This is a genomic window from Natronobacterium haloterrestre (assembly GCF_900112205.1).
Taxonomy (GTDB): Archaea; Halobacteriota; Halobacteria; order Halobacteriales; family Natrialbaceae; genus Natronobacterium; species Natronobacterium haloterrestre.
Map to the genome: position 1 here is coordinate 1 of NZ_FOKW01000013.1, position 17,861 is coordinate 17,861.

A 17,861-nucleotide genomic window follows, 5' to 3' on the forward strand; every position below is an offset into this window, starting at 1 on the left:
CGAGGATATCGATTTCCATAGACAGAATCGAATTCCTCGGCTTCATCCTTCTAAGCTAGTGATATCGGCGGATTAGATCGCTATTCAACAGAGCACCCTTTTCCGGTCTGGCGGGTAACCCTGTGTTATGGAGGCACTTACCTCGAGTCAGGAGGAGCAAGAACTCTCCGCCGACACCATCCTGGAACTGCTCGCCAATCGGCGGCGACGATACCTCCTGTACGCACTGCGGGGGCGGGAAGATCCGATCGAGCTCTCGACGCTCGCCGAACAGGTGGCCGGCTGGGAACACGACGTGCCGCCGGACGAGGTCGAGAAAAACGAGTACAAGAGCGTCTACGTCTCGTCGGTCCAGTGCCACGTCCCGAAACTGGCCGACGCGGGCGTCGTCGACCACGACGAGGACAACCACACGGTCGTCCTCTCGGACAACTTCGACCAACTCGAGCCGTACCTCCGGGTCGTGATCAAGGACGAACCCGAAAACTCGACGTTGCACTCGGCGCTGCAGGCGGAGTCGGGTGACGGGTTCTTCAGTCAGATCCGGGAGAACGTCGCACGCCTCAAGCACTGACTACTGCCGGGAAGCACCGACGAAACCGAGATAGTGGCGGATTACGGACGACGGCTCGAGGTCCTCTCCGGTTTGGCTCGTTTCGGATTCGGCGTCGGCGTCGGCGTCGGTTTTGGCGGCGCCGTCGATGGTTCACCGTCGATCAGACAGTGATGGCTTCCGGTTTGTGACGAACAGGATGGACTTTCTGGACGCGGAACTCGAAGCCCCCTGGCTCGAGCGGGTTGCTCCTTACGGATAAACGCACGAGGTCAGGATAGTGGGCTCGGGCGGGTTCGAACCACCTGAACTTCGCTCGCGGCCGCTCGCTCGTTCCGTCGTTCGGACCGCCCTCGTTCCACGAACCCGCTGCTCGCGAACTTGCTCGCAGCAGGAAGTGGGCTCGGGCGGGTTCGAACCACGGTCGCAGCGAAGCTGCCCCCTGATTAGAACCCGCCCTCAAGGACATTTCTGTGACCCACTGTCGTTCGTCCCAGAAATGGGCTCGGGCGGGTTCGAACCACCGACCTCGGCCTTGTAAGGGCCGCGTCATGACCAGCTAGACCACGAGCCCGCACCCTGACCAAAGCCACCCGCCCGAATAACATTTACTTTCTCGAGTCGCACGACAACCATGGCACTCGAGCGCACGTCGAAGGCCGTCCTGGTGCTCGCGGTCGTCGTGCTGGGCGCCGTCCTCCTCGCACAGGCCGGGCTCGTCTCGGCTCCGTGGGGTGACGACCGGGCCGAGGTGCGGGTCTTCGACGGCGACGACCACGCCGACGCCGACGGCGACGCCACACCCGGATCCGAGGAGCCGAAAGCGACCGTCCACGTCGAGGTCGCCGACACCTGGAACGAGCGCTACACGGGCTTGAGTAATCACGACTCGCTCGAGGACGGCGAGGGCATGCTGTTCGTCCACGACGACGAGGCCGAACGGACCTACGTAATGCGGGAGATGGACTTCGACATCGACATCGTCTTCATCGGCGCGGACCGCGAGATCACAGCGATCGAACACGCACGCGCGCCCGAACCTGGCGAGGACGGCGAGGATCTCCAGTACAGCGGCGAGGCGAAGTGGGTCCTCGAGGTGCCCCGCGGGTACGCCAACGAGACCGGCATGGCGGTCGGCGACACGGTCGAGATCGATATCGAACCCGAGGGCGAGCGGGCCGACGACGGGAACGGCGCGGACGGCGGACAACCGGCGTATTTCGATTCGTAGCAAACGCTTATTGGTACCGGTCCCCGAAGCGGATACGATGAGCGGAAGCGGCGTCGACTGGGACGACGACGACCCGTTCGAGGAGCAACGCGAGGAGATCGAGAACCCGATGAAGCGGCTGTTCCTCGAGTACGGCCGCGACTACTCGTTTCACGCGGTCGTCGGCATCGTCGCGAGCGTCTTCGCCCGCGTGCTGGATCTGCTGCCGCCGGTGATGCTGGCGGTGGCGCTCGACGCGGTGTTCCGCGAAGAGGCCAGCAGCACCAGCTACTCCGAGGCGCTCCCGTTCGGCGGCGACCTCGTGTCGCCGTACGTCCCCGCCTCGCAGGTGGAACAGTTCTACCTGACCGTCGGCGTCATCGCCGGCGCGTTCTTCTTCGGGGCGGCGTTTCACTGGCTCCGCAACTGGGGGTTCAACGCCTTCGCCCAGAACATCCAGCACGACATCCGGACCGACACCTACGACAAGATGCAGCGGCTGAACATGGACTTCTTCGCGGACAAGCAGACCGGGGAGATGATGTCCATCCTCTCGAACGACGTCAACCGCCTCGAGCGGTTCCTGAACGACGGGATGAACTCCCTGTTCCGTATGGCGGTGATGGTCCTCGGGATCGGCGTCATCCTCTTTGCGTACAACTGGCAGCTCGCGCTCGTCGCGTTGCTCCCGGTGCCGCTGATCGCCGTGTTCACCTACTTCTTCGTCAAGATCATCCAGCCCAAGTACGCCGCCGTCCGCTCGGCCGTCGGCAAAGTCAACTCCCGACTCGAGAACAACCTCGGCGGGATCCAGGTGATCAAATCGAGCACGACGGAAGAGTACGAGTCCGAGCGCGTCGACGACGTCTCGCGGGACTACTTCGACGCGAACTGGGACGCCATCGAGACGCGCATCAAGTTCTTCCCCGGACTGCGAGTGATCGCGGGGATCGGGTTCGTCGTCACGTTCCTCGTCGGCGGCCTGTGGGTCTTCCAGGGGCCGCCCGGGCCGTTCACCGGCACTCTGAGCGAGGGCGAGTTCGTCGTGTTCATCCTCTATACGCAGCGGTTCATCTGGCCGATGGCCCAGTTCGGGCAGATCATCAACATGTACCAGCGCGCCCGCGCGTCCTCGGCCCGGATGTTCGGGCTGATGGACGAGCCGAGCCGTGTCGCGGAGACGCCGGACGCGACGGATCTCGAGGTCCGCGAGGGTCGCGTCGAGTACGATCACGTGACGTTCGGCTACGGCGGCCGCGAGGGAAGTGATCGATCCGACCGCGAAGCCGACGGAGCGGACGACGAGGTCATCGTCGAGGACATCGATTTCACCGTCAGCGGCGGCGAGACGCTGGCGCTGGTCGGCCCCACCGGCGCGGGCAAGTCGACCGTCCTCAAGCTTCTCCTGCGGATGTACGACGTCGATCAGGGCGCGATCAGGATCGACGGCCAGGACATCCGCAAGGTGACCCTCGAGAGCCTGCGCGAATCGATCGGCTACGTCAGCCAGGACACCTTCCTCTTCTACGGGACCGTCGAGGAGAACATCAAGTACGGGAGCTTCGACGCCGACCGCGAGGACGTGATCGAGGCAGCGAAGATGGCCGAGGCCCACGAGTTCATCCAGAACCTGCCCGAGGGGTACGACACGGAGGTCGGCGAGCGCGGGGTGAAGCTCTCGGGCGGCCAGCGCCAGCGGATCTCCATCGCGCGAGCGATCCTCAAGGACCCCGACATCCTCGTGCTCGACGAGGCGACAAGCGACGTCGACACCGAGACGGAGATGCTCATCCAGCGCTCGATCGACGAACTCGCCGCCGATCGTACCACGTTCGCCATCGCCCACCGGCTCTCGACGATCAAGGACGCCGACCAGATCCTCGTCCTCGAGGACGGCCGGATCGTCGAGCGCGGCCAACACGAGGAACTGCTCGAGAACGGCGGGCTCTATTCGCACCTCTGGGGCGTCCAGGCGGGCGAGATCGACGAGCTACCGCAGGAGTTCATCGAGCGCGCCCAGCGCCGGCAGGCGCGGACGGAAGTCGGGAACGACGACTGAAAACGTCGACGTCGATACGGCGTCCGCGACGGGCGACCGACTCAGAACGACTCCTGCTCGCGCTGTCCCTCCTGCTCGGGCGCGCCCTCGTCCTGTCGGTCCTCGCCCGCCGCGGGCGGCGTCCGGTCGCTGTAGTTCTTGCGTCCGATCGCCTCGTCGCCGACCATGTTCATGATCGCCTGCTCGACCGAACCGTAGTCCCGGTACTCGTCCTCGTTCATCGGCCCGATCAACTCCTCGAGGGTCATCGTCTCCTCGCCGAAGTCGACCTCGCGGTCGCCGTGTTCGTCCAGCAGGTCGTCCTGGCTGATCGGATACTCGACGGCCTCGAGGTCGTCGCGGAGGTCCCCCAGTTCGACTCCCAGTTCGCGGCTGTCGTCGGTCATAGGTGAGACGTGCGGGACCAGGGTGAAACGGGTTGAGCCTGCGCTCGCCACGGTGGGTAACTGCGTTGACGGCCGTCGATGGTCGGTGGTTTCATGTCCGAACGGGCGATCTACTCTCCCATGGACTTGAGCGACGCGACGTGGACCGACGTCCGGGACTGCGAGGCCGAGCTCGCGGTCGTCCCCGTCGGCAGCACGGAACAGCACGGCCCCCACGCGCCGCTCGGCACCGACGTCGTAACCGCCGAGGCAGTCGCCGACGCGGGCTGCGAGCGCGTCGACCGCGAGGTCGTCCGCGCGCCGGCGATCCCCGTCGGAGTGGCCGAGGAACACCGCCAGTTCCCCGGCACGATGTGGGTCTCGCCGGACACCTTCCGGAGCTACGTCCGCGAATCCGTCGAGAGCCTGTTCTACCACGGGTTCGAGCGCGTCGTCCTCGTCAACGGCCACGGCGGGAACGTCGACGCGCTCCGGGAGGTCGGCGCGCGACTCACGCGGGACGGCGACGAGGGGACCTACGCCGTTCCCTTCACCTGGTTCGAGGCCGTCGGCGACCACTCGAGCGACATGGGTCACGGCGGCCCCCTGGAGACGGCGCTGCTCAGGGAGGTCGCACCGGAGCTCGTCCGCGAAGACCGGGTCGACGAGGCGAGCGCGGACGCCGCCGACGGCTGGGGGGAGTGGGTGAGCTACGCGAACCTGGCCTACGACAGCGCGGAGTTCAGCGACAACGGCGTCGTCGGCGACCCCCGCGAGGGGTCGGCAGAGCGCGGCGAGGAACTGCTCGAACTGGCGGCCGCGGCGCTGGCGCGGCTGCTCGAAGCGATCGCGGAGCGGGACGTTTCGCGGCCGGAACGCCGATAGCGGCGGGAGTCGGTTCTCGGTTCGTTACTCCGCCTCGGCTTCCTCGGTCCCTTCGTCCCCGTCGCCGGCGTCCGCCTCTTCATCCTCGTCCGCATCCCCTTCCTCGTCTTCGTCGGGCACCGCCTCCTCGAGCGTCCCGCGAAGCGCCGGGATCGTCGAGGTGAGGTCGCCGACCTGCTCGCCGGCCTCGGCGACGTCCTCGATCGCTCCCTCGAGGTCCGCGATCTCGGCCTCGAGGTCGTCGGCGTCGTCGAAGGCGTCCGCGCGCTGGCCCATCGTGAACCACTTCTTGGCGTCGCGGAGGTGATCCTCGGCGTCGCCGGGATCCAGCGCCGAGTTGAGCCCGTTGAGCACGCCCAACACGTTGTCGGCGTCGGTCTCCCAGACGTCGTCGGCCGCCGGGAGGGCCGCCCAGGCCTCCTCGAGCGAGGATTCGACGTCTTCGCGCATCTCGTTGGCCGCTTCGCCGAACAGTTCCTCGTCGTCGCCGAACGTCGCTTGGCTCATGTCACCACCTTCACGGGGACCGAGGTTAAAAGGTCGCCCGAAAGTGAAAGTGAAAACGGGCTCGAGCGGGCGGCTCGAGATGAAATAGCGAGCGGATTTCGAAAAGGTGTATACTGCGCCGGGTCGGGAATCCTACCGGGTCCGCAACTCCCGTGCTGGCTTGCTGCCGGAGGCGATCGTGTCGACGCCGGGGCTGTACAGGTGGACCGGCTCCGTCTCCGGCCGGTCGAACCCGTTGGCGGCGAAGAGGGTGTTCTCGCGGAACGAGACCTCGGCGTCGTACAGCGGCCAGGGCTCGTGGGAGACGTCTGCGTACCGGATCGATCCGTCCGGCGCTTCGGTGTAGTAGCGGTAGCGTTCGGTCAGGAAGTGCTCGAGGCTCCCGCGGTCGGCGTAGTATCGGCTCCCGGTCGGCCCGTACGTCGCGTCGAAGCGAACCGGGCGCGCGCCGCGGTGGCGACGCCGACTCGTGAACCCGACACTGCCGTCGTCGGCGGAGAGATCGATGTCCGCGTAGTAGTACGGGAGGTGGTGGAACAGTCGCGCGCCGAGGACCGCGGCGAGCCCGTCGGCGTCGAGGCTGAAGAAGTACACCCCCGGACGGCCCTCGTAGGAGACGTACGTCCGCAAGTTGAGTTCGGGCAGCGGTACCCCGGTTCCGGACGGCAGCGCCCGCGGCCGGACGTCGACGTTCGTGAAGGGGACGACCGAGAGCCACGCCTTCCCGTCGTGAGTATCGACCGACAGGCGCTGCGGGAGGTGTGGACGTACCCGGTCTGGCTCGACCGGCCAGTTGGCAAACAGGAGCCGTCGCCACCCCATCGAGAGGGACACGACCATGTCGAAGCTTGGGACAGTGAGCGTAAGAAGACACTGCCCAACGGGGCCGTAGCTTCGTTTCCGTCTCGGTCCTACGACGACCGGCCCTCGACCGACTCGAGTCGCATCAGCGGATAGCCGTCCTCCATCTCCATGCGGGCGACGACCTCGCAACCCTCGTAGTCGATCACGATTTCGACCTCGAGGAACCGCCCCGTGAGTTCGGTGTAGTCGGCTCCCCCGTCGGCGATGGCGGCCGCGAGTTCGTCCTCGCGAACGTCGACCTCGACGGCACGGCAGTGGGGCTGGTTCTCGATCGCCTCCTCCATCGCGGTCGCGACGCTGTCGGCGCTGTCGGGCGAGACCGGCGTGCCGGCGAACTGGTGATACAACGAGCCGAACTTGATGCCGGCCTCGAAACAGGCGGCTTCGGCGTCGGTCGGCGCGGTGTCGGTCATACTCGAGCCCTCGCGGGCGGTCGGGAAGGGGGTTGCGGTCCCGGGCCGGGTCCGGTCGCCAATCCGGAATCGCACGTTACTTACCGACGCTTTCCCTCACACCGAACGAATGGCACAGTCGGTCCTGCTCACGGGAGCTTCGGGGCGTGTCGGGCAGGCGATCCTCGAGGGCCTCGCGGACGAACGGGAGTACGAGTGGCGGTTGCTGGACCGGGATCCACCGACGGGGGATCGTGACTACCCGGGGGAGTTCGTCGTGGCGGACATCACCGACGAGGAGGCGGTCCGTGAGGCGATGGAGGGAATCGACGCCGTTCTCCACCTCGCGGGCGACCCGCGTAAGACCGCACCGTGGGAGAGCGTCCTGCCGAACAACATCGACGGCACCCAGACGGTCTACGAGGCCGCGGTCGACGCCGGCGTCGACAAGGTCGCCTTCGCCTCCTCGAACCACGCCGTCGGGGCCTACGAGACCGACGAGCGGACACCGGATATGTACCGCGAGGACGACGAGTTCCAACTCGACGGGACCGAACTCCCCCGCCCCGGCAACCTCTACGGCGTCTCGAAGGCGACCGGCGAAATCCTGGGTCGGTACTACCACGACGAATACGGCCTCTCCGTGGTCTGTGTCCGGATCGGCAACCTCACCAAAGATCACCCGCCGATCGACTACGAACGCGGGCAGGCGATGTGGCTCTCCCACCGTGACTGTGCACACCTCTTCGATCGCTGTATCCGGGCGGAGTACGACTACGAGGTCGTCTACGGCATCTCCGACAACGACCGCAAGTACTATTCGATAGAGCGTGCTCGAGAAGTGCTGGGGTACGAGCCTCGCGACAATTCTGCCGATCACGGCTGACGCTCGGTTCCGACACGTACCGGCGAGAGGCGACTGCAGCGCCGGGTAACTCGGCGATGAAAATCGTTTCCGAATTAAAACCACAGTTGTCGATACAGTTTCGCTACCGGTCGATCGACCCGAAAACGACGTGTGAACCACCCCTCTGTCTGCGTGTCAATTCCACACAGTCTCGAGTTACCAAATTAAATGCCGGGAAACGAACGATAGAGTTTATTCACGGCTTCGTTCAACGACCGGAGACCCCCAGCGGGGTGTGAGATTTCCATGAGCAAAAACGATCAAAATCCGACAACGGATTCGCAACGCTCCCGGCTGAAAGACGGTGCACTCGCTGCCACGGCCCTTGCGGTCGGGACTGGTGCCGCGGCGAGCACGGCGGCCGCACAGGACGACGAAGACGTCGTCATCACTGCAGAAGACTACTATCCGGACGTGAACTTCGACGTCGTCGCCCAGTACGAATCGGGTGCGAGGGACAATATTTTGGAAGCGTTCGAGGACGAGTTCGACGACAGCGACGATTGGGAGGTGTACGCCATCGAAATCGACGTCGGCGGGTCGGCGAGCGAACTCGGTCACCTCCTCGCGGACGAAGAGGAAACCGACGTCAGCGAGGGCGATTCGGGAACGTTCGATACGAGCGCGTCGTTCCGGAATTCGGAACTCGGCCTGCTCGAGGTGGACCCGGGGCTGTAGACGACCTCAGAGACGAAACGACGGCGATAACCGGAAGACGACTGCCGTCGAACTCCTTCCGTTACCAGTTCTCGGTTGCGTCCGGGACAGGCGACTCCCCGTCGGTGCCGATATCCGGACTCGAAGGGGCTTCCGGAACAGACTCAGCGTCTCAGTCCGCGTTCGCGAGCGAGCACGCGGGGCTGCAGAACCCGCGTTCCGCCGCGTTCGCGTCGGGATAGGCCCTGAATTCGTCGCCACACTCCTCGCACGTGATGGAAACGAACTCCGGCATAGCAACCGATGGTTGGACCTCGAGCAGGAAAACGTACTGGAACGCTCGAGCCAGCCGTCACTCCGAAAACAGTCCCTTCACGTCCTCTTCGCGGGACCGACGCTTGCTGACGTGCTCCGACAGTCGCCGGTAGACGAGCCCGCGGTGCTCGTCCTCGCGGACGAAGTCGAAAAGCAGGGCGATGAACAGACTGTCGTCCGCGCCGGCCTCGAGGTCCCGCCGGGCGTACGTTCGGGCCCGCTCGACTGGGTCTTCATCGAAGCCCAGTTCCTCGGCGAGGACGACCGCGGCGATACCCGTTTCCGTGACCCCGAGCGAGTCGAGCGTCGGTACCTCGCGCTCGTGCTCGAGTCGAACCGGGGGTCGGCGTTCAGCGATTTCGGGATCAGCCGAAAGCGACGCGAGGAAGCGACGGATCGGCCCGACCTCGAGACCGCGGTACGTCGACGGAAGGGTTGCGAGGTAATCGCCGGCGCTTTCTGCCAGCCCGACGGCTCCCTCCCAGTTGCGGTTTCGGGCGTGGTAGACCGCCCCACTCGTCTGGATCAGCCCGTGTAGCAGTCGCTCGTCGTCGGTGCCGGACTCGAGTTCGAGCCAGTGGTCCTCCCAGGCGTCGTGTGCGGCGTGGTAGTAGCCGTCGTTGTAGACGGCGATTCCCGCTCGGAGGTGATCGCGCATGTGGAAGCGTTGGTGCCGGACGGTCCTGTGGCTGTCGACCGCACTGTCCGCTCGGAGCGAGGACGCGGAACGTGGAACGTGGAACGCGGAACGGTGACGCCGGATATCTTCCGCCTCCGGCAGGGCGGGCAGACAACTGTCGAAAACGGGGAGCGGGACGCGGCGTTCCCGACCGGTTACTGGCCGCCACCGGCGAGGCGGTACTCGAGGTGACGACAGTCCACCACATTAGTATGGGACGGATTACGAGAGTTGTGACCGCCTGCTGGGGCGTAATTACCGACTACTGACTACTGACTATCGACCACTAACTACCGACTACTGACCACTCCGAACGTCCTCACTCCCAGCGGAACTCGCCATCGCGCTGGACGACTTCGCCGTCGATCTCGAGCCGGGAATCCTCGCTGACGTCGGTGATCATGTCGACGTGAACCGCGGAATCGTTGCCCGACTCTCCGTCCGGCAGGCAGGCGTCGTAGGCCCGGCCGACCGCGAGGTGGACGGTGTCGCCCATCTTCTCGTCGAACATGATGTTGTCCGTGTAGCGGTCGATGGCGCGGTTCATCCCGATCCCGAGTTCGCCCAGGCGACTGGCCCCCTCGTCGGTCTCGAGGATGTCGCCGACGACGGACTCGCCCTGTTCGGCCTCGTAATCGACGACTTCGCCGTCCTCGAACTCGAGGCGGACGTTCCGGACGGTCTCGCCCCGGAGCGTCATCGGGACGTCGAAGGTGACCTCGCCCTCGGTGGCGTAGGGTGCGGTGAAGACCTCGCCGCTTGGCAGGTTGTGCGAGTCGTAGGCGACCGAGGCGGCACTGTTGACCGCGGTCCGGTCGTCGATCCGCATGGTGAGGTCGGTCCCCTCGGAGACGAGTCGGACCTCCGACCCCTCGTCGAGGAGGTCTTTCATCCGGGCCATCTCCTCGGCGAACGACTCCCAGTCGCGCAGAATCGCGTCGTAGGCGAACTCCTGGTACTCCTCGTAGGCCATCTCGGCCTGCTGGGCGAGCGACCGGGTGGGATGGTACGTCGAAACCCAGCGGGTGTCGTACCGCCGTTCGCGGATCTCCCGGCGGGCCTCACGGTGTTTCCGGCGCGTCTCGCTCGAGACGTCAGCCGTGGCGCTCGTGTTCCGGCCGCCGCCCAGCGAGAGGTAGACGTCGGCCTCCTCGAGCAGCGCCTTCTCGTGGGCCGCCTCGTCGAACTCCCCGTCGTGTGCGCGGAGGTACGCACGCGTGATCTCGTCGGAACTGTAGGTCGCGAGGAGGTTGGCCCCGCGCTCGCCGAGTTCCTCGGCGACGGCGACGGCGAGTTCGTGTGCGTCCGGCCCGACCGACACCACGACGTCGTCGCCCGCCTCGACGCGGGCGCTCCAGTCGACCAGTACCTCGGCGTGTTCGCGAACGCGTTCGTCCATACCCGGGGATGGCGACGGGCACACAAAATCCCAACCTTTCGGAGTGGATCGGCGACCGACGGCCAACGGCCGACGGCCGACGGCCGACGACCGACGACCGACGGGCACCTCGAGCGATTGCGCGTTTAGGAAGGCACTTCGGCGACGTCGCCGTCGGTCCGGGATCGGACGAGTCCGACGATCGCGTAGACGATCGGCGTGTCGAGCACCGCGATGGCGAGTTTCAGCAGGTACTGACCGATCATCAGCGCGGCGAGGTCCCCGATTGGGAGCACGATTCCGACCCCGAGCAGCGCCGGAGCGACCGCGAAGGCGACGGCGACGAAGATGACCGTGTCGATCGCCTGGCTGGTCGCCGTCGAGCCGATGTTACGCAGCCAGAGCTTGTCTCCGCCGGTGTAGCCCCGGATCCGATGGAACGCGATCACGTCCCAGTTCTGACTGACGAGGTACGCGAGCAGGCTCCCCAGGACGATGTTGGTCGAGGCGCCGAGCACGTCGGCGAACATGGCGGGATCGATGCTGTTCGGGGCGGCCGGAGCGGCGACCGTCGACCAGACCAGCGCGAGCACGACGAAGTTCAGCGCGAACCCGACGTTGACGACGATCTGGGCCGCGCGTCGCCCGTAGAGTTCGGTGTAACAGTCGCTCGCGAGGAAGGTCAGGGCATAGGCCAGCGCGGCACCCGGCAGAACGAGAGCGTCGCCCGTGATGGGCAGCGAGAACGGCAGCGAGAACGCAAGCACCTTCGAGGCGGTCAGTTGCGCGGTCACCAGTGCCGTTACGAAGAGCCCGATCAGGGCCACCTGCGGCACCGTCGGTACAGCGGAACGCCCCGAACGAGGTTGAGAGCGAGTCATAGCCGTCGCGTATCCATCGACGCTACCTAAACGGTTCGAGATCCGTTCAGTATCGGTCGGCGGCTCCGACACGGCACAAACCTGTCACCAATCAGCCATTATACAGGGTAAAACCCAACTCAAGGCGACACAAGTCACAGTAAGTCGTCTAAAACGCGTCCAACAGTCGTAATACGCCGCCGATAACAAATAGTCAGTCGTGTGGTTTGATTAGACGGGTGAAACATGGACGATTTGACCGGATTCCAGCGCGACCTCCTGTACGTCATCGCGGGCGCAGACCAGCCGTCCGGACAGGACGTCAAAGACGAGATCGAGACGTACTACAGTTCCGAGATCAACCACGGGCGGCTCTATCCCAACCTCGATACGCTCGTCAACAAGGAACTCGTCGAGAAGGGACAACTCGACAGACGGACCAACTACTACGCGATCACCGACGACGGTCGTCGGGCGATCGAGAAACGCCGGGAGTGGGAACGCCAGTACGTCGACGTCTGACTGACTCGCCGAGGAGAGCGACCGCGCCTCGAGGCTGCGAGAGAGACGACTCCGCCGCCACTGAAAGAAGCGGGCCACGGGGAGGCCACGAACGGCGGCGCGTTCGAACGACGACCGAACGACCTCGTCACCGCCGGCTGGAATCCGGTCGTCCGTTCGCTCGCCGACGGTGAGGCCGTTACTCCGCCGCCGAATCGTCGACAGATCCCGCTCCGGTCGCGAACAGCGGTTCTAACTCTGCCGGCGTTCCGAGCGCGTAGAGCGCATCGCCCGCAGACAGCGTGTGATCTGTAGCCGGAAACGGGACGAGTTCAGTCCCGGAACCGCCATCCTCGTGTCCTCGCTCGACCAGGAGCACACGACCCGGAACCCAGTCGACGAACTCGTTCTCGAGGTCCGACCCCGGCTCGACCCTCGCGCGGACGACCGTCTCGGGGGCCGCCTCGAGCGCGGCAAGGAAATCGGGAACGGCCGTCGGCATCTCCGGGCGAGTAACGAGTCGATACTCCGGACCTGAAGCGATACTGCCGTTCCCGGCGGGATCGAACGCCGATGCGTCCGCCAGGTCGATAGCGATCGTCGCGGTCGTTTCGTCGGTCGCTCGAAGCGTTCCCGTCGCAGCCAGCCGCCGCGAATCGGCTTCGTCGCGGCGATCGGTCCAGAGTTCGACCGGATCTCCGGCGGTCGCGTCCGCCGGTGGATCCGCACGCACCGCGACGGCAGCGGTATCGGGCGGGAGGGTCCGGCTGCTCCCTCGACGACGACCGCCGATCGCCAACCGTTCGACGACCCCGTCCCGGGCGAGGTCCACCGAGGCGTGTCCGATGTCGTAGTCCCGCTCGAGTCGATCGACCAGCCGCGACTCGAGATCGTCGATGGACAGCGCGTGCGGAAACAGCATCGTCCGTCCCTCGAGCGTGCGCTTGGTTTCTCGGTCGACGACGGGATAGCCGTCGGCGTCCGCGATGGTCTCCGGGAGATGGATCGGACCGGATAATCGCGCCGATCCGAGGATCGCAGCGGCCTCGCCGATATCCGGAATCGGTTCGATCCCGTAGACCTCGCAGGCGAGGTGGTCACCGATGCGCCGTCCGCCCTCGGCGGCGACCGTGCCGGCGAGCGCAGCCCCGAGGACGTAGACGGCGGTCGCGTGGTGAAACGGATCGGCTCCGGCGATCACCGCGGTTCCCCGGGCAGCAGCGACGTTCAATGGAAGTCCGACGGCGACGAGTCCGGCGAGAGTACTGACGCCGATCGGCAGACGTCTCGTCCCGTACCAGCGGTACGCGAACGCGATCCCCGTCGCGGCAATCGTCGCGAGGAGGGCGAAACCCAGGACGTTGACGAGGGCTGTTTCGGTCCACTCGGTGACGAGGGTCGCCAGGACGACGGCCATTCAACTCCCCTCCACGGTACACGACGCGGGCTCTTCCGCTGCTTTTGCCCGGGTCGACGAGTGCTGCGAAGACGCGCAGTCGCCCGTCGGATCGAGAAGGCGTTTCATCGTCGTCCGCGTCCCGGCGACGATCACCGCGTCGCTCCACTCGAGCGGAACGGACCCGAGGTCCGGATCGACGACCCACGAACGATCGACGTCCTCGACGGTCGCGGTTCGGTCGTCGTGCTCCCGATCCCTCGTCCCGACTCGCGCCGCGAGCACGGCGACGTCGTCCTCGAGCGTCGCGTCGACGTCGCCCGAAGCGAGTCGCGAGCGAAGACGACCGAAGGGGACAGAACGGATCGACTGATCCGCCCGCTCGAGGAGGGCACACGCCGCGGTATCGGCGTCGGCTCCGCCGCCGTTCGGTCCCGGAACGACGACGATCCGAGCGCGGTCGGCCTCCAGCAGGGGGTCGGCGTCGGCGGTCGGGACAGCGACGGTTACTCGCTCGAGGGCCCGGTTTTCGGGTTCTGAAGCCGACGTCTCCGAGTGTCCCTCGTCAGGGATCTGTCCAACGCTCAGGACTCGCCCGCGGACGGCCTCCGACCCGGTTCGGACGACGACCGTATCGGTCGCCGCCAGCCCGGTCGGAACGAGTGCCCGAATCGTGACTGCACGCCACCCTTCGGGAACGCGACTCGAGACGCCGTTCGCCGGCGGGGCCGCGGCGACCGTCGCGCGGCCTCGTTCGTCGATCGACGCCGAGACGGCGGCCAGGTCGTAGCTCGTTCGAAGGTTCGCTTCGAGCCGCGATTCGAGCGCCGACAGCGGCAGGTCCGCCGGAAGTCGCCACGAATCGGTCTCGAGTCTTTGTCGGAGAGCGGGATCGAGCGACGGGTGGCCCTCGAGATCGCGAACAGCGCCGGTCGCGGCGACCGCCACTCGACCGGCCGCGTCGACCGACTCGAGAGCGGCCGCCGAGAGGCCGCGTCCGCGACGCGCTGGCCGGACGGCCTCGAGCGGGAGGTCGGCAGCGACCCTTTCGGCCTGACTGTGGGCGTAGAGGCCGAGCGCGGCGATGACGAACGTTCCGACTGCGACTGGGAGCAGCAAGGTCGTCCCGCCGACGCCGGCAACCTGCTCGCCGGAGATCGGCAGGCCGACCGCGTACCCGTTACCGGCGGCGAGTGCAAGGGCGACGAGGACGGCGGCCGCCCGCGGGACGGTCCGATCGATGGCCTCGAGCCCGACCGTCAGACCGAAGACGGCGACCGCTGGTCCGGTTCCGAGGAGCACGCCGAACGCGACGGCGATCAGTATCGCGGTCGTGAGTTCGAACATCGCCCGTCGCGTCAGGCCTCCGTGACGATGATCTCCGGGTTCGGCTGTTCGTCGATGTAGTTGCTGTCCGAAGGCGGGACGATGTCGATCTCGAGCGTCCCCATGTCCTGGTCGGCCCGAAGGCTGGGTTCCTCGAGTTCGACGATGGCCTCGTTTTCGTCCGCCCCGGTGTGAGCCTCCTCGACGCCGTTGAGTTGGGCCGAGCCCGCCGAGACGAGGACCGTCGCGTCCTGGACGTTGTTTCCGTTCTCGTCGATGACGAAAACCGAGACGTCGGCGTCGGCGTCGGCCTCGACGACCTGGTCGTCGTTGGCCACTTCGACCGTGACCTCGGTGTCACCGACGTCACCGATCCCTCCGAGCATATTGAGCATGAGCGCCAGTGCCGCGACACCGACCGTGAGCGCGATCACGAGCCGGATCGGCAATCCCTCGATAGCGCGGTCGTCGTCGGCGAACGAGTCGCCTGCGGCCGAGTGCCGGCGCTGGTTCCCGGCGACTGCTTTCGATCGCATACCCCGGTTGGCCCAGGCTTCCGGTTTAAACCCCGGGACGAGGATTGAAGAGGGATGCCCAGGCAACGACCGGCGATGGAGTTCGTACTCGGTCGCGAAGACGACCTCGAGAGCGGGCCGGTCGGTCGCCTGGGCAGGTACCGGGCGCTCGACGGCAGCGACGGGGCAGCCCTCTATCTGGATCTCGATCGGCCCCACGCGGTGCTCGTGGTCGGAAAGCGCGGCTACGGAAAGTCCTACACGCTCGGCGTAGTCGCGGAGGCGCTCGCGCGGACACCGGGGGTTGCCCCCGTGATCATCGACCCGATGGGCGCGTTCCGTACGCTCTCGGAACCGGCGGACGGCGACCCGGTTCCGGCGACGGTCCTCGAGTCGCCGGCCGTCGCCCCCGGCGCGCTCGATCCCCGTTCCTGGTGTGAACTACTCGGGCTTTCGCCCGAAAGCGGGGCCGGCGGACTGGTCTGGCAGGCCGCCCTTTCGGCGGCGACGCTCGAAGACATGCGCGAGCGCGTCGATTCCGCCGACGCGCCGGCCGCCGATCGTCGCGCGGCGATCAACCACCTGTCGCTGGCCGATTCGTGGGACGTCTTCGACGCGGATGGACTCTCCGCAGCGGAGCTCGCGACCTCCGGAGTGACGGTCGTCGACGTCTCCGGACGCGACGCCGCGCCGATGAACGCCGTCTGTCGCGGCGTCGCGGAGGGGCTCTATCGGGCCCGCGTCGACGAGACGATCGACCGCCTCCCGTGGCTGTTGCTCGACGAGGCTCACGCCTTCTTCGACGGGGTCGCCGAACCAGCCCTCCGGACGATCCTCACGCGGGGGCGTGCACCCGGCGTCACGCTGGTCGCGGCGACCCAGCGGCCGAGCGCCGTTCCCCCGGTCGGCATCTCCCAGTCCGACGTTCTCGTCACCCACCGGCTCACCGCCGGCGCGGACGTGGACGCGCTCGAGGCGGCACAGCCGACGTACTTCGAGGGATCGCTGGCCAACCGGATGCCCGAACGGCCCGGCGAGGTCGTCGTGATCGACGACGCGACCGAGACGGTACACGCGGCCCGAATCCGGTGGCGGGACACCCCCCACGGCGGGGACAGCCCGCGAGCAAGCGATATCGCCGGCTACGAGGATCGTTCCGACCGGGGAGGCGGTGCCGAGGTTTAAGTACGATCGGTCGGCGAAACCGCCCATGACCGACACCGAGCGACTCGAGCGACGGCTCGCAGCGGTCGAACGCGCGGTCGTCGACGGCGACGCGAGGGTCGACGAGCTTGCGGATCTCGAGTCGGCCCTCGCGGCGATTTCCGATCTCGAGGAGCGCCTCGAAGAACACGAGCGTCGGCTCGCCGACCTCGAGGGTCGGACCGGATCGCTGGAAGGGTTCACGGGCGAGCTCCAGGCGGTCAACGAGGAGGTGGAGCGACAGGCTGCGGCGGCGGTCGCGGCCGTAGATCGCCTCGAGCGACGGCTTCCGGCATCCGGAGACGAAGACAGATACCCTGACGCGAGCACCGGACATCCGGATCGAACCGAGTCCGATCCGGACGACGAGTCCAACCGGAAACGATCGGCGACGACCGCAGGCGAGACCCCGGAGACGAGCACAGCGGCCGGAACGGGCCGCTCGACGAGCACCGAGCCGAATGCGCCGGAACGAACGGCGACAGCGGTCGTCGAGGGAGCGGATGCGACGGACGAGGACGACGGCGAGCCGCGACGGGACCGGGACGACGCCGGAACGCCGTCGTTTCCCGAATCGGCCGGGCGAACGTCGACTGGAGCGTCCGCCGACGCCGACGAGTCGACCGTCGTTCCGGCGGACCAGCGGTCGGTCGACCGACGACTCGAGGACGACCCCTCGCCGAATCCGGGCGACGTGCCGGAACCGAGAGATTCGAGGAATCAAGACGCGAGTACAACGGCAAGAAGCGAACCAGAGACGGGCGATTCCGACGCGAGTGACGACGACGCAACCGGACTGCTCGCGGCGCTTCGAACGAAGCTATGATCAGGTACGTCCTCGCCGCGTTGCTCACCGTCGCCGTGATCGCCCTGTCGCTCCCGGCGATCCAGAGCGCCGCGGGCGTCGCGAGCGAACGAGGATTCGCCGGAGACGTCGCAGCGATCGACGACGCCGCAGTGTCGCTACTCGAGAGCGAAGAACCCACACCGGACGGCGTCCCCGCACCGCGTCGAACCGTGACGGTCCCGTTCCCGGCCGACTCGCTGACGAGGGCTCCGATCGCGTACCTCCGGATCGAACGGATCGGCGAGACCGGAAGCCTCGCGTCCTACGCCACGGACGGCCGGGCCGAACGCCAGCACCCGATCGACGCGCCGATCGTCCACGCCGATCCGACCGCGAACGAAACAGTCGAACTCGGCGGCGTCGGGGAACGGCGTACGCTCGCGCTCACGCTCCAGCGGGACGGCGACGGCGACCCGGTCGTCGTCGCCACCGACTGAGGACG

At 66.7% G+C, this 17,861-nt stretch carries 21 protein-coding genes and 1 tRNA gene; 10 read left to right on the forward strand and 12 right to left on the reverse strand.

The annotated features are described in order from the left end of the window. Positions 1–127 precede the first annotated feature (127 nt). Positions 128–574, forward strand: coding sequence for a DUF7344 domain-containing protein (locus BM113_RS19175; protein ID WP_007140965.1), 447 nt, complete (start codon positions 128–130; stop codon positions 572–574). A gap of 479 nt (positions 575–1,053) precedes the next feature. On the opposite strand, the gene BM113_RS19180 is transcribed toward BM113_RS19175, so the two are convergent. Continuing rightward, positions 1,054–1,127: transfer RNA gene (locus tag BM113_RS19180), tRNA-Val, on the reverse strand. Positions 1,128–1,187: 60 nt separating this feature from the next. Between BM113_RS19180 and BM113_RS19185 the strand changes: the two genes are divergently transcribed. Together BM113_RS19185 and BM113_RS19190 are read left to right on the forward strand one after the other, a co-directional pair. Beyond that, positions 1,188–1,784 carry a DUF192 domain-containing protein gene (locus BM113_RS19185; RefSeq protein ID WP_089789621.1) on the forward strand — a complete coding sequence of 199 codons (597 nt, stop codon included), beginning with the start codon at positions 1,188–1,190 and terminating at the stop codon, positions 1,782–1,784. Between the two features lie 37 nt (positions 1,785–1,821). Further along, a complete protein-coding gene (locus tag BM113_RS19190) occupies positions 1,822–3,822 on the forward strand; it encodes an ABC transporter ATP-binding protein (RefSeq protein WP_089789622.1) in 2,001 nt (666 codons plus the stop codon). A 41-nt stretch (positions 3,823–3,863) separates the two neighbouring features. On the opposite strand, the gene BM113_RS19195 is transcribed toward BM113_RS19190, so the two are convergent. Then, positions 3,864–4,208 carry a DUF5789 family protein gene (locus tag BM113_RS19195; RefSeq protein ID WP_089789623.1) on the reverse strand — a complete coding sequence of 115 codons (345 nt, stop codon included), beginning with the start codon at positions 4,206–4,208 and terminating at the stop codon, positions 3,864–3,866. Positions 4,209–4,328: 120 nt separating this feature from the next. Between BM113_RS19195 and BM113_RS19200 the strand changes: the two genes are divergently transcribed. Further along, positions 4,329–5,072 (forward strand): creatininase family protein, encoded by a 744-nt coding sequence (locus BM113_RS19200; RefSeq protein WP_089789705.1) that lies wholly within the window; start codon positions 4,329–4,331, stop codon positions 5,070–5,072. 24 nt (positions 5,073–5,096) lie between these two features. On the opposite strand, the gene BM113_RS19205 is transcribed toward BM113_RS19200, so the two are convergent. The 3 genes from BM113_RS19205 to BM113_RS19215 form a co-directional block, all read right to left on the reverse strand. Continuing rightward, positions 5,097–5,579: a DUF5790 family protein gene (locus BM113_RS19205; protein ID WP_089789624.1), complete on the reverse strand. Its 483-nt coding sequence runs from the start codon at positions 5,577–5,579 to the stop codon at positions 5,097–5,099. A gap of 132 nt (positions 5,580–5,711) precedes the next feature. Then, positions 5,712–6,419 carry a YqjF family protein gene (locus BM113_RS19210; protein ID WP_089789625.1) on the reverse strand — a complete coding sequence of 236 codons (708 nt, stop codon included), beginning with the start codon at positions 6,417–6,419 and terminating at the stop codon, positions 5,712–5,714. A 71-nt stretch (positions 6,420–6,490) separates the two neighbouring features. Then, positions 6,491–6,856 (reverse strand): dihydroneopterin aldolase family protein, encoded by a 366-nt coding sequence (locus tag BM113_RS19215; protein ID WP_089789706.1) that lies wholly within the window; start codon positions 6,854–6,856, stop codon positions 6,491–6,493. Between the two features lie 109 nt (positions 6,857–6,965). Between BM113_RS19215 and azf the strand changes: the two genes are divergently transcribed. Then, positions 6,966–7,721 (forward strand): NAD-dependent glucose-6-phosphate dehydrogenase Azf, encoded by a 756-nt coding sequence (azf, locus tag BM113_RS19220; protein ID WP_089789626.1) that lies wholly within the window; start codon positions 6,966–6,968, stop codon positions 7,719–7,721. Between the two features lie 267 nt (positions 7,722–7,988). Then, on the forward strand, positions 7,989–8,420 hold the full coding sequence (locus tag BM113_RS19225; protein WP_089789627.1) for a calcium-binding protein: 432 nt from the start codon (positions 7,989–7,991) through the stop codon (positions 8,418–8,420). Positions 8,421–8,571: 151 nt separating this feature from the next. Here BM113_RS19225 and BM113_RS22910 read toward each other — a convergent pair whose 3' ends face one another. The 4 genes from BM113_RS22910 to BM113_RS19240 all read right to left on the reverse strand — a co-directional run bounded on the left by BM113_RS22910 (position 8,572) and on the right by BM113_RS19240 (position 11,652). Then, positions 8,572–8,694, reverse strand: a complete 123-nt coding sequence (locus tag BM113_RS22910) for a hypothetical protein (protein ID WP_007140975.1) — start codon at positions 8,692–8,694, stop codon at positions 8,572–8,574. 57 nt (positions 8,695–8,751) lie between these two features. Then, positions 8,752–9,372 (reverse strand): DUF309 domain-containing protein, encoded by a 621-nt coding sequence (locus BM113_RS19230; RefSeq protein WP_089789628.1) that lies wholly within the window; start codon positions 9,370–9,372, stop codon positions 8,752–8,754. A gap of 340 nt (positions 9,373–9,712) precedes the next feature. Continuing rightward, positions 9,713–10,792, reverse strand: a complete 1,080-nt coding sequence (locus tag BM113_RS19235; RefSeq protein WP_089789629.1) for an aminopeptidase — start codon at positions 10,790–10,792, stop codon at positions 9,713–9,715. A gap of 125 nt (positions 10,793–10,917) precedes the next feature. Next, positions 10,918–11,652 carry a queuosine precursor transporter gene (locus tag BM113_RS19240; RefSeq protein WP_089789630.1) on the reverse strand — a complete coding sequence of 245 codons (735 nt, stop codon included), beginning with the start codon at positions 11,650–11,652 and terminating at the stop codon, positions 10,918–10,920. A 225-nt stretch (positions 11,653–11,877) separates the two neighbouring features. On the opposite strand from BM113_RS19240, the gene BM113_RS19245 reads away from it, so the two are divergent. Continuing rightward, entirely contained in the window at positions 11,878–12,153 is a 276-nt protein-coding gene (locus BM113_RS19245) for a PadR family transcriptional regulator (protein ID WP_007140979.1), read from the forward strand. Between the two features lie 178 nt (positions 12,154–12,331). Here the strand turns inward: BM113_RS19245 and BM113_RS19250 are convergent, their stop codons facing one another. The 3 genes from BM113_RS19250 to BM113_RS19260 are packed head-to-tail and all read right to left on the reverse strand — an operon-like array spanning position 12,332 to position 15,390. Then, positions 12,332–13,549 (reverse strand): DUF8167 domain-containing protein, encoded by a 1,218-nt coding sequence (locus BM113_RS19250; protein ID WP_089789631.1) that lies wholly within the window; start codon positions 13,547–13,549, stop codon positions 12,332–12,334. Then, entirely contained in the window at positions 13,550–14,875 is a 1,326-nt protein-coding gene (locus BM113_RS19255; RefSeq protein WP_089789632.1) for a DUF8167 domain-containing protein, read from the reverse strand. It lies immediately after the preceding gene. 11 nt (positions 14,876–14,886) lie between these two features. Continuing rightward, complete coding sequence (locus BM113_RS19260) at positions 14,887–15,390, reverse strand: DUF7382 domain-containing protein (protein ID WP_089789633.1); 504 nt, start codon at positions 15,388–15,390, stop codon at positions 14,887–14,889. 75 nt (positions 15,391–15,465) lie between these two features. Here BM113_RS19260 and BM113_RS19265 point away from each other — a divergent pair, with 75 nt between their 5' ends. The 3 genes from BM113_RS19265 to BM113_RS19275 are packed head-to-tail and all read left to right on the forward strand — an operon-like array spanning position 15,466 to position 17,856. Then, positions 15,466–16,554 carry an ATP-binding protein gene (locus BM113_RS19265; protein WP_089789634.1) on the forward strand — a complete coding sequence of 363 codons (1,089 nt, stop codon included), beginning with the start codon at positions 15,466–15,468 and terminating at the stop codon, positions 16,552–16,554. A gap of 25 nt (positions 16,555–16,579) precedes the next feature. Beyond that, positions 16,580–17,398 (forward strand): DUF7310 family coiled-coil domain-containing protein, encoded by an 819-nt coding sequence (locus BM113_RS19270; protein WP_089789635.1) that lies wholly within the window; start codon positions 16,580–16,582, stop codon positions 17,396–17,398. Beyond that, entirely contained in the window at positions 17,395–17,856 is a 462-nt protein-coding gene (locus tag BM113_RS19275) for a DUF7311 family protein (RefSeq protein WP_089789636.1), read from the forward strand. Before BM113_RS19270 ends, BM113_RS19275 begins: the two co-directional genes overlap by 4 nt. Positions 17,857–17,861: the final 5 nt, after the last annotated feature.